This window comes from Plesiocystis pacifica SIR-1 (assembly GCF_000170895.1).
In the GTDB taxonomy this organism is placed as follows: Bacteria; Myxococcota_A; Polyangia; order Nannocystales; family Nannocystaceae; genus Plesiocystis; species Plesiocystis pacifica.
The window spans coordinates 1-14,058 of the sequence record NZ_ABCS01000064.1 but is presented as its reverse complement, the minus strand read 5'-3'; the positions used below and the strand labels follow the sequence as shown (position 1 = coordinate 14,058).

Annotated in this window: 7 protein-coding genes; 4 read left to right on the top strand and 3 right to left on the bottom strand. The window is 71.5% G+C overall.

The genetic code is table 11. The features are described 5' to 3' along the window. Positions 1-30 precede the first annotated feature (30 nt). Complete coding sequence (locus PPSIR1_RS43895) at positions 31-3,153, top strand: serine/threonine-protein kinase (RefSeq protein WP_006974351.1); 3,123 nt, start codon at positions 31-33, stop codon at positions 3,151-3,153. Positions 3,154-3,168: 15 nt separating this feature from the next. On the opposite strand, the gene PPSIR1_RS26885 is transcribed toward PPSIR1_RS43895, so the two are convergent. Then, positions 3,169-4,806 (bottom strand): alkaline phosphatase D family protein, encoded by a 1,638-nt coding sequence (locus PPSIR1_RS26885; RefSeq protein WP_006974350.1) that lies wholly within the window; start codon positions 4,804-4,806, stop codon positions 3,169-3,171. 226 nt (positions 4,807-5,032) lie between these two features. Here PPSIR1_RS26885 and PPSIR1_RS26880 point away from each other — a divergent pair, with 226 nt between their 5' ends. After that, positions 5,033-5,710: a peroxiredoxin family protein gene (locus PPSIR1_RS26880; RefSeq protein ID WP_086001729.1), complete on the top strand. Its 678-nt coding sequence runs from the start codon at positions 5,033-5,035 to the stop codon at positions 5,708-5,710. A gap of 9 nt (positions 5,711-5,719) precedes the next feature. On the opposite strand, the gene PPSIR1_RS26875 is transcribed toward PPSIR1_RS26880, so the two are convergent. After that, complete coding sequence (locus tag PPSIR1_RS26875; RefSeq protein ID WP_157596030.1) at positions 5,720-6,289, bottom strand: vacuolar protein sorting-associated family 26 protein; 570 nt, start codon at positions 6,287-6,289, stop codon at positions 5,720-5,722. A gap of 42 nt (positions 6,290-6,331) precedes the next feature. Next, positions 6,332-9,421: a serine/threonine-protein kinase gene (locus tag PPSIR1_RS26870; protein WP_198154620.1), complete on the bottom strand. Its 3,090-nt coding sequence runs from the start codon at positions 9,419-9,421 to the stop codon at positions 6,332-6,334. 75 nt (positions 9,422-9,496) lie between these two features. Here PPSIR1_RS26870 and PPSIR1_RS26865 point away from each other — a divergent pair, with 75 nt between their 5' ends. Both PPSIR1_RS26865 and PPSIR1_RS26860 read left to right on the top strand, forming a co-directional pair. Further along, the gene (locus tag PPSIR1_RS26865; protein ID WP_006974346.1) at positions 9,497-10,651 is read left to right on the top strand and encodes a peptide-N-glycosidase F-related protein; all 1,155 of its coding nucleotides are present in this window, start codon (positions 9,497-9,499) and stop codon (positions 10,649-10,651) included. A gap of 238 nt (positions 10,652-10,889) precedes the next feature. Beyond that, a complete protein-coding gene (locus PPSIR1_RS26860; protein WP_006974345.1) occupies positions 10,890-14,039 on the top strand; it encodes an Ig-like domain-containing protein in 3,150 nt (1,049 codons plus the stop codon). The last annotated feature ends 19 nt before the right edge of the window (positions 14,040-14,058 follow it).

Below are 14,058 nucleotides of genomic sequence, written 5' to 3'. Positions count from 1 at the left end.
ACTTCGGGCCCAAACCATACTTCTCCCACCGTGGCCATCGAGACGACCTTGGCGGACGACAGCGAGCGCGAGTCGGCGAGCTCGGCCAGCTCGGCCAGCGACGGAGAAGCCAGAGCGCTGAGCTCCGGCCAGACCCTGCCCAAGCTCGAAGCCTTCGACTCCCCCCTCGAGCGCCAGCTGGTCCTCGATGGGGTGCTCTCGGCGATGTTCAGCGCGCCCAACGCCGACTCGGCCAAACCCGAGAGCACCGGGGCGGTCGCGGCTCGCATCGGTCGCTACTCGATCCTCCGCAAGGTCGGCCAGGGCGGCATGGGCGTGGTGCTCCTCGGCTACGACGAGCAGCTCCACCGCAAGGCTGCCATCAAGCTGCTCCGAGCCAGCCGCAGCGGGCCCGAGGCCCACCAGCGCATGCTTCGGGAAGCCCAAGGCCTCGCCCGACTCTCACACCCCAACGTCGTGCAGGTCTACGAGGGCGGCATCCACGAGGACACGCCCTACATAGCGATGGAGTTCATCGAGGGCCAGACCCTCTCGACTTGGCTGCGCGCCGAGCCTCGCCCCTCGCACGAGGCGATCGCCGAGGTCTTTCGAGCGGCCGGTCGGGGCCTCGCCGCGGCCCATGCCGCCGGTCTGGTGCACCGCGACTTCAAGCCCGACAACGTGATGATCGCCGAGGACGGGCAGATCAAGGTCATGGACTTCGGCCTGGCCCGCGCCATCGCGCTGCCGGACGAGCTCGCCGCGCTGACCGAGAGCGGTGCGCCTGGGAGCGAGGCCATGCCCACTCCGGCCCCCGAGCGCAGCGGCAGCAGCGGGGACTTGTCGAGCTCCGGCCTCTCGACGCCGCTGACCCGCACCGGCGCCCTGCTCGGGACACCGGCCTACATGTCCCCCGAGCAGTTCGCGACCGGAGAGTTCGACGCGCGCAGCGATCAATTCTCCTTTTGCGTGGCGCTGTGGGAGGCGCTGTTCGGCGCCCGCCCCTTCCGCGGGCGCAACCTCGTGGAGCTCAGCGCGGCGGTCAGCAGCGGCCGCATCGAGACCCACAGCGCCGACGTCCGCATCCCCACCCACGTCGAGCGCGCCCTCCGGCGCGGCCTGGCCGTCGACCCCGACGAGCGATGGTCGGACATGGGCGCGCTCCTCGACGCGCTCGCCCAAAACCCCACTCAAAAGCTGCGACGCTGGGGCCTGGGCGCGGGCCTGGTCGCCACGGTGGCCGCCCTCGCGCTCTCGCCCCTGGCCCGCGACGCCCCGCCGCCGCCCCCCGAGCTGTGCCCCGACGCCCGCGACCAGCTCGCCGAGAGCTGGAACGAAGAGCGCCGCGCGGCCCTCCACGCCCGGCTGGTCGAGGTCGGTGGCGCGCACGGAGCCCGGCTGAGCGAGAGCGTGATCGGAGACCTCGACGCCTACGCCGACGCGTGGGTCGCCGGCCGACGCGACGCCTGCGAGGACACCCACGTCCGCCACGAGCAGTCCGCCCAGCTCCTCGACACCCGCGTGCGCTGCCTCGACGGCCTCGCGGGCGAGCTCGCCTCCGTCGTCGACGTGCTCGCGGAGGCACAGGGCGACCTCGAAGGGGTCGCGCGCGTGGTCGCCAACCTCGCCCCCGTCGAGGCCTGCAGCGACCGCGACTACCTCGAGGCCCATCGACCCATCCCCGCCGACCCCGAGACCGCCCGCGCCGTCCGCTCGATCCGCCAACGCAGCGCCCAGCTCCGCGCCCGCTACATGCTCGGCTACGCCGACATGAACGCCCAGGTCGAGGGTCTCATCGCCGAGGCCGAAGCCCTCGGCTACGAGCCGGTCCGCGTCGAGCTCCTGCTCCTGCTCGGCGAACTCAAAGCGGGCTCGGCACCCGCGGCCGAAGCCCGCGAAGTCCTCGAAGAGGCCATGCTCGCCGCGGTCCAGACCGGCCAGGACCTGATCGCGGCCGAGGCCGCGACCAACCTGACCTACGTGGTCGGCTACCGCCTGTTCGAGGTCGAGCCCGCCCTGCGCCTCGCCGCCCTCGCCCACGCCTGGCAAGAGCGTTTCCACACCTCCCGCATCGCCCGGGCGAGGCTGACCCTCAACGAGGCCCTGGCGCTCTCGCGCAGCCCCGAGGCCGAGCACCAGCTGCGCGTCGCCGACAAGGTCGACGAGACCTTCGCGCTCCTCGCCATCGACTACGCCGACGGCAAGCTCCAAGGGACGGAGCAGCTGACCAACTCGGAGCACTTCATGGCGACCCTCGCCCTCAACATCATCGCCATTCGCGCCTACGCCACCAACGACGTCCACGCCTCGCGCACGGCCATGCTCGAGGTCCTTCGCCTCCGGCGCGAGAAGCTGATCCCCGGCCATACCCAAATTCAGCTCATGGAGATCAACCTCGGCGGCGTGGGCTCTTACCTCGGCCGCTGGGTCGAGGCCGAGGCTCGACTGCTGTCCGTGCGCGAGGACGTCCGCGCCCGCAGCCGGGGGCGCCCCCAGGACCTCGCCAACCTACACATCAACCTCTCCGAGGTCATGGTCGGCCGCTTCGCGGTGCTCGGCGAGCCCGCGCGCGAAGCCGCCGTCGCCCAGCTCACCGACGCCAGGACCGATCTGGTCGGGTTCACCGAGCGTCCCGGCGTCAACAATTTCAGCCTCGACATCCTCGACGCGCGCCTGCACCGAGAGCTCGGGGACCTCGACGGCGCCCAGGCCCTCCTCGACCGCGCGGGTACGCTGCTCGCGGGCCACGCGGCCACCGTCGAGATCGAGCCCGCCGACCTCGCCACCCACACCTTCGAGCTCGCCCGCCTCGTCCACGCCCGGGGCGACCGCGCCGGGGCCCTCGAGCTCTACGACCAAGCCCTGGCCGACATCGAGGAGATCGCAAAGGGCCCGGGCGACCCCGAGGTCCTCCACGCCCTCGCGCTCCACTGCCGGGCCGCGCTGCTCCACGAGCTCGGCCGCGACCCCGAGGCCCTCGAGCTCGCCGCGGCTGCCCTCGCGCGCTGGACGGACCTGCGCGCCGACGGCCACCCGCGCGCCGCCCTGACCCTCGACCTGCTCGCGATCCTCGATCCTGCCAAGGCCGACGCGTACGAGCGCCAGGCCGAGGCCATCCGCGAGCGCCTGCGCACCCGCCCGGCCTCGGAGCTCGCCCTCCTCGAAGCCGACTGAGCCCTCTCAGCCCTCTCAGTCCTGGGTCAGGTCCTCGTTGTAGTCGTCCCCGCCGTCGGGGTTGATGAACCGGCAATTGACCGAGTCCGTGGACGGGTCGAAGGTCAGCACGCAGCCCCGGGGCTGGCCCGCGCCGTAGTCGAAGTGCCCCGACAAGGTCAGGCTGCTGCCGAGGATGTTCGTATTGCCGCCGGTCACCGCGATCTCGCGGGTGCGCGCCGCCAAGTTCGCTCCCATGGACTCGATGCGCGACACGAAGCACACGTGGAAGTCGCCGGAGATGAACCAGATGTTCTCGATCTGCTCGTCGTCGATGAAGTTCAGCAGCTCGCTGCGCGAGTCCGGGAAGCCCTCCCAGCGATCGCTGGCCGCGATGTCCCAGATGAAGGGCATGTTGGTGATCGGCACCGAGTTGAGGATGACCTTGAAGTGGCAGGGGCTGTCGAGCAGGGTCTGCTTGAGCCAGTCCATCTGCGCCTGGGTCATGTACTCGCCCTGGGAGGGGAGCCGCTCGTAGCGACAGTCGAGGACGATGAACTCGGCGGTCAGGCCCCAGCGAAAGCTCCGCCACAGCTGGAAGTTGCCCTCGCCGCCCTCGATGGGCAGGACCTCGAAGTAGGCGTTGAGCGCGTTCGACTTCTTCTCGAGCTCGTTGGGGTCGTTGGTCTCGCGGTCGAAGTCGCTGTTGTCGGTGATCTCGTGGTCGTCCCAGGTCGCGTACAGGCCGGCGAGGCCGTAGACGTCCTTGAAGCCCTGGGCGCTGAGGTATTGCTTCCAGCGATCGCGGTACTCGCCCGTCGAGAACGCGCCGTCGTTGTAGGCCATGTCCCCGAGGTGGCAGAACACGTCGTAGTACTCCTCGGCGGTGCGATCGAGGGCGGGCCAGTCGAAGGAGCTGCCGTTGCAGGCCGACATGGCCACGACCACGGGCTCGAGGGAGTCCTCGGCGATGGCCGTGCGCACCTCCCCCAGGAGGCTGCGGCCGAGGAAGCTCTGGCCGTCGGAGGTGAAGTAGCCGTAGCGGTACCAGGTTCCCGGGCACAGGCCGTCGACGGTGACCTTGAGGTAGCCGTCGGCGTTGGGGGTGACCTCCATCTCCTTGACTAGCTCGACCTGGCCGGGGGTGTCGGTGGGCAGCCACACGCGCAGGGTCTTGGGCTGCGCGTCGTCGATGTAGACCGCGAGCATCACCGACTCGGGGCGCATCTCGCCGGCCATGACCGCGAGGGGGAAGAGCTGCTCTTCGTAGTCGAGGGCCTCGGGGTCGAAGTCGATGATCTCGCCCTCGAGGCAGGGGTCCTCGCCCCCGGTCGTGTCCGTCTCTTCGCCCTCGGTCTCCGTCGACTCCTCGGTGGTCTCGGTCGTCTCGGTCTCGGTGCTGTCGGTGGTGTCGTCGGAGCTCCCGGTCTCCGTGCCGGTCTCGTCCGTGCTCCCGACCTCGTCGTCGCCGCCGGTGTCCGTGCCCGTGTCCTCGCCGTCTCCGGCGACGCCGTCGTCCGCACACGCGGTCACGGCCAGAGTCGCCGCCGCGCCGGCGCCCATGCGCAGGAAGGTGCGGCGATCGACCCCGAGCTCCGAGCCGACCTCGGCGGCGGCCTCAACGGCGTCGGTAGCGGCAGGGACAACGTTCTCGGGACACTCAGGCTCAGTCATGATGCTCGCATGATGCCCGCCTCGCGGCCGGAGCCAAAGCCAACCATGCTCAGCTTCGCGACGCTTTGGTGACGACCGGCCCGCAATCCTCGAAAGCCGATTACAAGCTCGACACTGCGTGCGCGGCGACCTCCGCGTTCAGCAATTTCTGCCCACTCGAGGTCAACCCGGCACGCCCGCGGGAGACTCGCTAGCGTCATGAGCGTTTTCGTCTAGGCCCCGCTCGATGGCAACGGCCTCGACACTGGCGCATCCATGCCTGGCTCGACTCGGCTCGATCCGAGCCGCCCTCGCCCTGCTCGTGACGCTGGCGTCGGCCTCGTGCACCTCCGCCGAGGAAGACGCCGACGCGAGCTCCCAAGCGGCCGCGGAGAGCGGCGACACGGACACCGAGACCGAGACCGGCGAGCCCGATCCCACCCAGCCCCTCGGCGAGCGCCCCGCCTACGGCTACGCCTGCGACCAGGCCCCCGTTCCCACGGGGCTCTACGTCGACGACGTCGCCCCCGACGTCGTCGGCCTCGATCAATGGGGCGAGCCCATCAGCCTGCACGCCGACCTGTGCGAGCGCACCGTGCTCTTGGTCCGCGCGGGCTTCGACTGCGGCCAGTGCAACGAGGAGGCGCCCAAGTACGCCGCGCTCGTCGAGCAGTACGGCGACCAGGGCTTCACCGTCCTGACCATGCTCCACGACAGCACCCGCACCATCGCCGCCGAGGACCTCAACCTGTGGGCCAACGTCCACGGCCTGAGCCACCCCGTCGTCCTCGACAACGCCTTCGAGCTGTCCGACACCTACTGGCCAGGCTTCGCCGGGCGACCGATCTCAAAGCTCCTGGGCCCCGGCGCCGTCGTGCTCCGCGACAGCCCGAGCATCGAAGACATCGCCGCCGTGTTCGAGTGAGCCCGGCGCTCAGACGTCCCGGACCGAGAGGTCGATGGCCTTGCTCAAATTGCGCTTCCAGGGGATGTCCAGGTAGGCGCGGAGCTTCCAGCGAATCGGCGAGGCGGTCATCGAGCGCACGGCCTGGGCCGCGTTGAGCACGTCGCCCAGGGTCCCGCCGACGTCGACCTTGGCCTCGATCGAGTCCGGGATGTGGATCGCAAAGCGGTGCCGACCGCTGACGAAGCTCTGCTCGCCCTCGACGTCGACCTGGTGATCGACGAGGGTCTCGGTCCGCTGGACCGGGGCGACGCGGCCGTCGGAGCCGCGCTGTGCGGTCATCCGCTTGCGCGTGGCCACGAGCGCGACGACCAGGCGGCGGGCGGGGATGGGCTCGGTCAGGTTGAGCTCGACGGTGCCAGCGATGGTGTCGCCGAGGGAGTAGCTCGTGCGGCTCGGCTTTAGGGTGATCGTGCCGACGTTGATGCCCGCGACCTTGCGCGCCTCGTCCGTCGCGGTCCGCAGGCCCTCGCCCGCGACCTTGAGGCCCTCGCCCGCCTTCTCGGCGGCCGTGTCCAACAGCTTCTTCCAGTCCGGCACGGGCGGGAGCATAGCCAGCCCGCGGAGCTCGCGCGACGGCTTTCACTCGAGCTCGGCCAGGAGCGCTTCGGCGCGCTCGATGCCCTCCTCGGCCCGAGCGACGCTCGCGTCCTCCGGGCCGCGGGCGCGCTGCCACAAGGTCCGCGCCGTCCCGCACGCCGCCGCGGCGCGCTCGGCCAGCGCCCGCCGCTGCTCCGAGCCCGCGCTGCCGGCCTGGCCGAGGAGGATCGAGCACAGATCGAAGTGGACGTTGGCGACCGTGACGTGCTCGGGGCCGAAGGCCGCGACCCGCAGCGCCAGGCCGCGCTCGATCAGGGCCTGCGCCCGCCCAAAGCGCGCCTCCCGGCCCTCGGCCTCGGCCTCGCCCCGGCCCTGCACGGCCAGCGCCAGGCCGACGAGGGTGTCCGACACCTCCGTGTGCCCGGGCCCGAGCTCGCGCTCGCGGGTCGCCAGGGCGCGCCCGAACAGCGCCTCGGCCTCGGCGTAGTCCCCCCTCGCCGCGGCCACCTCCCCGAGGTTGTAGTCGGTCCGCGCGACGTCGAGGCTGTCCTCGCCGTAGGCCGCGGCCCAGATCCGCCGCGCCTCTTGGAACTCGATCTGCGCGTCCTCGATCCGGCCCTCGAGCAGGGCGACGAGCCCCAGGTTGTTGATCGCCGACGCGACGTCGGGGTGCTCCGGGCCCACGGCCTCCGTCCAGATCCGCCGCGCCTCCTCGAAGCTCGCCCGCGCCTCCTCGAGCTTGCCCTCGTCCTTGGCCACGAGCCCGAGGTTGTTCCAGCACAGCCCGACGTCGACGAAGTCGGACCCGTTCGCGGCCGTCCAGATCTGCCGCGCCTCCTCGTAGTGGGCCCGCGCCTCGTCGAGCTCGCCGAGGTCGTAGGCCACGAAGCCGAGGTTGTAGAGGGTCGACGCGACCTTGGGGTGGCCGTCCCCGAGCAGCTCGCGCTTGATGTCCAGGGCGCGCCCGTAGTAGGCCCCGGCCCGCTCGAGCTCGCCCGCGAACTTGACCACGCCGCCGAGGTTGTTGAGCGAGACCGCGACCGCGAGCCGGTTGACCGGGACCTCGGCCTCGCGCTGGGCGAGGGCCTGCTCGAGCAAGGGCCGCCCGGCCTCGACCTCGCCCGAGCTGGCCAACATCACCCCGGCCGCGTTGAGGTGCTGCGAGCGCGCCCGCCGATCCCCGTCGGCCTCCGCGGCCTCGGTCAGGGCGAGGGCGAGCGGTCGCAGGCGGGCCCCCTCCTCCGCCTTCGCCAGGGCGTAGCCGACCACGAACAGCCGCGAATTCGCGGCGCTGGCCGCCTCGGGCATCATCTTCAGAGCCAGCGCCTCGTGGGTCAACGCCTCGAGCGCGGCGTCTGCCGCCTCGTACTCGCCCTGGTTGGTCAGCCAGTCCGCCCGCTGCAAGCGCGCGCGGACCAGCAAGGGCGCGTAGTCGAGGGGCTCCGCGTCGGCGAGGACGGCCTCGACCATCGCCTGGCTCTCCCGCCACTTGCCCGCGTCGGCCCGGGCCTTCGCCGCCGCGAGCCGCTCGTCGAGCTCGCGCACCCGAGCCGCCACCGCGGGGTCCTCCGGCGGCGCGAGCTCAGCCATCAGGGCCTCCGCGTCGGCGCAGCGCTCGAGCCTCGGCAGCTCGAGCGCCGCCTCCACGGCGCGCTCGACCGTGTCCGCGTCGGCGCGCGCGAGCTCCCCCACGAGGCCGCGCAGGTGCGCCCGCCCGCGGTCCAGGCAGATCATTCGACGATCGACCAGAGCCGGCGACTGCTCCCCCCGCTCCCCCGCCAGGCAGGCCTCGGTCCGCGCCGCCGCCCAGCTCGCGGCGTAGGCGTCGAGGCGAGCGCCGACGCGCGCGGCCGTGTCCTCGGCGTAGCTGAGCTGTGTGGCCGCGAAGCTCGTCTCCAAGCTGGCCCGCGCGTCGGCGCTCCACACCTCGGCGACGATCTCCTCGGCCTCGTGGGCCTGGCAGCGCGGCGGATCGGGCTCGACCAGCCGAGCCCCTCCCCACACCGCGCCGACCACCAGGGCGAGCGCCCCCGCCGCGGCCCAGCGCCGCCGCCGACGGGGCACCGGATCGTCGGCCAGGGCCTCGAGCAGCGCCGCCATCGACGGCCAGCGCGCGTCCGGATCTTTCGCCAGACCACGGACGACGACGCGGCGCAGCCACGGCGGCGCGCTGCGCCGCGCAGGGGCCTCCCGGACCGCGCCCTCGGTGACCGCGAGCACCAGCTCGCCCAGGGTCTCGCCCGCGAAGGGCAGCTCGCCGTAGAGCCCCTCGTAGAGCGCGACGCAGAAGCTGAACTGGTCGCTGCGCGCGTCGGCGGGCTGGCCCGCGAACTGCTCCGGGGGCATGTAGGCCGGCGTGCCCATGAGCGCGCCGGTCCGGGTCAGGCGCTCGCCGTCGAGCTGCGAGCGGGTCCACTCCGCGCCGCGCCGCGCCGCGCCCGGATCAACGCCCGGATCGACCCCAGCCTCGGCCCCAGCCTCGGCGTCCGCCCTCGCCTCGCCCTCTCCGACCTCGACCCGCGAGATCCCAAAGTCCATCACCCGCACCCGCCCGTCGTCGCCGAGCATCACGTTCTCGGGCTTGAAGTCGCGGTGCACCAGGGCGGCCTCGTGGGCGGCGCGCAGGCCCGCCCCGGCGGCTCGGAACACGAGCAGCACCTCCCGCCAAGGCCGCGCGCCCTGCCCCGCCTTCAACCACTCGTCGAGGGTCTGCCCGGCGACGAACTCCATGGCCACGAAGGGCTGGCCCCCGTGCTCGCCCACGTCGTGGACGCCGACGACGTTGGGGTGGTCGAGCCTGGCGAGGGCCTGGGCCTCCCGTTGGAGGCGCTCGCGGGCGGCCAGCGATCCGCCCCCGCTCATCTTGAGCAGCTTGATCGCCACCTTGCGGTCGAGCTCCGGGTCGTAGGCCGCGAGCACGACCCCCATGGCCCCCGCGCCGAGGCGCCCGAGGACCACGTAGCGGCCGAAGACGTCGCCGCGTCGAGGCTCGCGCGCGGCCCGGTCCAGCGCGCCGCCCCCCGAGCCGCGCGCCCGCTCAGGCGCGCTCCCCATCAAGGTCTCGCCGAGCTCGTCGCCCCCCTCCGACGCCGCGAGGGTCTCCCCCAAATCCGCCCCCGCCTCGGGCTCCATCCCGCTGATCATAGCGGACCTCACGCGCCCGCCGGCGCCTCTTTCAACCGGAACTCGCGTGGTATTCTAGGAGCCATGCGCGCTTTCCACTTGCCCCCCCTGGTCCTCGCCGCATCCTTGGCGCTGGCCTGCACCGACGACGGCGCCCCCGCGGACGACGACGCGACCACCGAGGAGAGCGAGTCCGATGAGTCCGGCGAGCCCCTCGAGCCCGAGCAGCTGACCATCTTCGACGAGATCATCTTCTACGACGGCTACGCGGGCGTCGTCGACGAGCCCGTGCCCGAGGGCGTCATCCGTCACAGCAACGCCCTCTACGCCACCAAGCTCACCGAGGAGCAGCTCGCCAAGATCCAAAACACCCTGACCCTCGGCGTGATCAATGGGGCCCTGTGCGACAACTACGATCGCCTCGGCCACGTCAACCTGGCCATGGTCCCCAAGGGCGCCGACACCTACGTCCCCGCTGAGGTCGACCGCCTCGAGGTCGCCCGCCTGGTCACGCCCTTCATGGACATGAACAAGGACCCGACCTCCGTCCCCTACCAGTGGGAGGCCGACAACCTGGTGCCCATCCTCAAGGACGAGGCCCTGCTCGCCGAGTACGACTTTTGGCTCGAGCTGAGCATCTTTGGGGTGCCCTACGCCGCCAACGACGAGATCCCCGGCTGCGAGGGGCGCAACGACACCCAGCTCGGGACCTTGCTGCTCTACACCACCAGCGAGCGCGAGGCCCTCGCCTTCGACACGCTGATCCCCATCGCCGTCAACGAGGGCTTCAACAACTACGGCGAGGGCGCCAGCGACGAGCTCGGGACGACCCGCAAGACCCGGAGCTTCGAGCTCGACGGCGACAAGGAGTTCGTGCAGCTCGTGCTGATCACCAGCAACCACGGCGCCAACGAGGGCGGCGAGGAGTACAACCGCCGCGACCACTTCGTCTACGTCGACGGGGAGCTGGTGCTCGAGTACAAGCCCGGGCGGACCAGCTGCGAGCCGTGGCGCAAGTACAACACCCAGTCCAACGGCATCTACGGCTTCTACCCGCGCACGGACGAGGAGTGGCAGTCGTTCAGCAACTGGTGCCCCGGCGACGTCATCGACACGCGCATCATCGAGCTCGGGGCGATGCGCGCGGGCAGCCACGAGTTCGTCATCGACGTGCCCGACGCGGTGTTCGTCGACGGCCAGGGCAACATCCCCTTCTCGCTCTACGTCCAGGCGCGCTGACGCGGCCCCGCCCGGCCCCCATCGACGGACTTGGTCTTCGGATCAAGTCCGTTTGCAATTGTTCGCGGAAATCGTGATTGCGCTCGGTGAGAGCTCCGCCGTGAGCGAGCCCCGGCTTGCATTAGTAAGGTTTGTACGGCCAGATGGTGACAAGCGTTCAATTCTATGCGAATCACTAACGCGGTTAGGAGGTTCAGGCTACGGAACCTCGCGAAAAACCAGCTGAAACGAGTTCTCCATGACACTCAAGCTTCGACAGACACTTCATGCCACGATTGGGTTCGCCGTTCTCTCCGCGACCGGCTGCGGAGGACCCTCGGCTGACGAGTGCATCGTCGACCAATTCGACGCCCAGGCCCAGTCGCGCTTCGTCGCGGGCGAGACCTACTACCTCCCGGTCATCGCCGACACGGCCAGCTGCGCCGACGTCGGCTGGACCGTGGCCGAGCGCCCGGCGGACAGCACCGATCCCATCGTCCGGGGCAACGACGGCATCTGGCGCATCACCCCGGTGACCACCGGCGACTACCGCTTCGAGCTGAGCAACACCACCGACGGTCAGTCCGTGGATCTCGGCGTGGTCCCGGCCGAGTCCCGGCCCTTCTCCAACCTCAACTACTACGCCGCCCACGCGGCCAGCTCCGTCGGCGAGGAGCTGTGGATCGCCAACGTCCAGCGCTCGACGGTCTCGCGCGTCGACCCGGACAGCCTCGCCCTGCTCGGTGAGATCCAAGTCGGCCCCTGGCCCGTGTCCCTGGCCTGGCGCGAGGGCATGGACGTCGCCGTGGTCGCCCAGCGCGGCAACGACACCCTCGGCATCCTCGACGTCGAGACCGGGCGCCTGATCGACGCCGTGTGGGTCGGGGACGAGCCCGCCGAGGTCGCCCTGAGCCCCGACGGGAGCACGGCCTACGTCTCGCTCAAGGCCGAGAACGCCGTCGCCGTCGTCGACCTCGCCCGGCGCGTCCGCACGGCGCGGATCGACGTCGTCACCGACCCCCTGGCCATCGCCGTGTCCCCCGACGGCGCCACGGTGTGGGTCGCCAGCCACCGCTCGGGCCACCCCGACCGCTTCCCCTACGACGACGATCCGGTCGAGAACGAGCGCGACATCGCGGTCATCGACACGGCGACCAACGAGGTCGTCGACTGGTGGCTCGACTTCGGCACGACGATCACCGAGATTCTGCCGTCCGAGGACGGCGAGCGCCTCTACTTCAGCCGGCTGCGCAACGACACCGAGGCCAACCTCGGCTCCGTCGACGAGCCCAGCTTCATGCACGAGATCGCCATCGTCGACGCCGGCAGCGGGGACGAGCTCGCGTCCGCCGATCTGCTGCGCCAGGACAGCTCCGGGGGCCACGCCGTCTCGCTGCACGGCATGACCATGGTCGGCGACCGCCTGTGGGTCGTCGCCGAGGCCTCGAACCTCGCCGTCGCCCTCGACCCCGAGACCCTCGCCGAGCTCGGCCGCACCGAGGTCGCCGGGCGCCCGCGCAGCGTCGCCATGGTCGAGACTGGCGCCGGGCCCACGCTGTTCGTGCACGGCTCCCAGGCCGCGACCTTGACCCGGGTCAGCGACTTCGAGACCACCGACGCGCTGATCCTGACCGAGGATCCGCGACCCGCCGAGGTCATCGACGGCCAGGCCTACTTCACCGGCGCGGGCGAGCAGTACGCCGAGAACTGGGCCTGCAACTCCTGCCACGCCGACGGCCTGTCCGACACCCTGGTGTGGAACGCCGGGCCCTTCTCCGGGCGCAAGGTCAGCCGACCCTTCTTCTGGCTCGAGGGCACCTACCCCCTGGGCTGGGACGGCTACCTGAGCTCCGTCGACAACTACGCGTTCACGGTCAATACCAACGTCGGCATCCGCCCGACCACGGCCGAGCACCGCGCGCTCTCGGGCTACCTCGCCTCGATCATGCCGCCGCCGGCCGAGAACGGCTACACCCGCCGAGACGGCACCCTCTCGCCCCTGGGCCTCGAGGGCAAGCAGGTGTTCGAGAACGAGGCCAACTGCGCCAGCTGCCACCCCCTCCCGCTCACGACCAGCCGGGCCGTGCTCGGCCAGGGCGTGACCGAGGGGACCACCGACGTGCCCGGGCTGATCGGCAGCTACCGCCTCGCGGTGTGGCTCAAGCGCGGCGAGGCGACGGACCTCCACGGCGCCATCGACCAGGTGTTCGAGAGCCTCGGCGACCCCGGCCTGAGCGAGGACCAGCGCGCGGCCCTCGATCGCTTCATGCTCGAGATGACCGCCCGCGACTTCTTCGTGCTCAGCAGCGACCCCCGGCCCAACGCCAAGACCCTGGCCGTCGACCAGTCCGTCGAGCTGGTGTTCTCCCACCCCGTGTTCGACGACCCGGCCAACCTCGCCAAGGTCACCCTGCTCGGCCCCGACGGCGCCGAGGTCCAGCTCGAGCGCAGCCTCGACGCCGACGGCCGGCACCTGACCCTGACCCCGAGCGCGGCCCTGGCCCACGCCAGCGACTACACCGTGGTCGTCGACCCGAGCTTCGAGAGCTTCGGCGAGCAGACCCTGTGGACCCCCGAGGGCGCCGACGCCGAGGAGCGGAGCGCCTGGGAGATCGCCCTGACCACCGTCGAGCCGGCGCAGCTGAGCCTGTCCGGGGACTACCTGTGGATCGTCGACATGCCCACGGCCGACGTCGCCGAGCAGCAGTTCGACCTCGAGAACACCCTCGAGACCCTCGTCCCCTTCACGGTCACCGCGGGGACCACCGACGGCGGCGAGCTGCTCCTCGACTACGGCGACGACCTCATCCTCGAGCGCCTCGCCGTGGTCAGCGGGGACCAGCTGCTGACCCCCGCCCTGCCCATCCCCATCGGCCCGAGCTTCGCCGACGGCAGCGGCATGCAGGCCACCCTCGTCGACCTCGACGAGGACGGCGTCGGCGACTACGCCGAGGGCACCTTGACCATCTCGGGTCCGGGCTTCGTCGAGTCGGGCATCACCTGGCGCATGACCCGGCCCACGGCCGAGGGCGAGTGCCCCGAGGGGCCCCAGGGTGACCTGCCCGTGAGCGTCGAGTTCGTCGACGGCAACCCCGTCGTCGACTGGGAGGGCTCCGACGCCGCCGACGGCCTCGGCGTGTACTTCATCGGCCCCGACGCCACGCCCCCCGCGGGCCCGGGCCAGCCGGTGACCGGCGGCGAGGTGTTCTGGGCCGTGCAGCTCGAGGCCTTCCCGCAGGGCTTCGCCGGCCCCGTCACCTACGCCACCGTGCCGCCCGGGGCCGTCGACGAGACCGCCAACATCGGCGGCGGCGACGGGCCCGTCGCGCTCGAGTCGGGCGACTGCGTCAAGGCAACCGTCACGACCACGGCCTTTGGCCAGGGCGCCGTCGTGTTCGCCGTGCCCTGAGCGCGACTTCGCCGCTTCG

Coding starts and splice junctions, on each gene's coding strand:
- PPSIR1_RS26865 (WP_006974346.1), top strand. CDS start 9,497: ATGCGCGCTTTCCACTTGCCCCCCCTGGTCCTCGCCGCATCCTTGGCG.
- PPSIR1_RS26870 (WP_198154620.1), bottom strand. CDS start 9,421: ATGGAGCCCGAGGCGGGGGCGGATTTGGGGGAGACCCTCGCGGCGTCG.
- PPSIR1_RS26860 (WP_006974345.1), top strand. CDS start 10,890: ATGACACTCAAGCTTCGACAGACACTTCATGCCACGATTGGGTTCGCC.
- PPSIR1_RS26880 (WP_086001729.1), top strand. CDS start 5,033: ATGGCAACGGCCTCGACACTGGCGCATCCATGCCTGGCTCGACTCGGC.
- PPSIR1_RS26885 (WP_006974350.1), bottom strand. CDS start 4,806: ATGACTGAGCCTGAGTGTCCCGAGAACGTTGTCCCTGCCGCTACCGAC.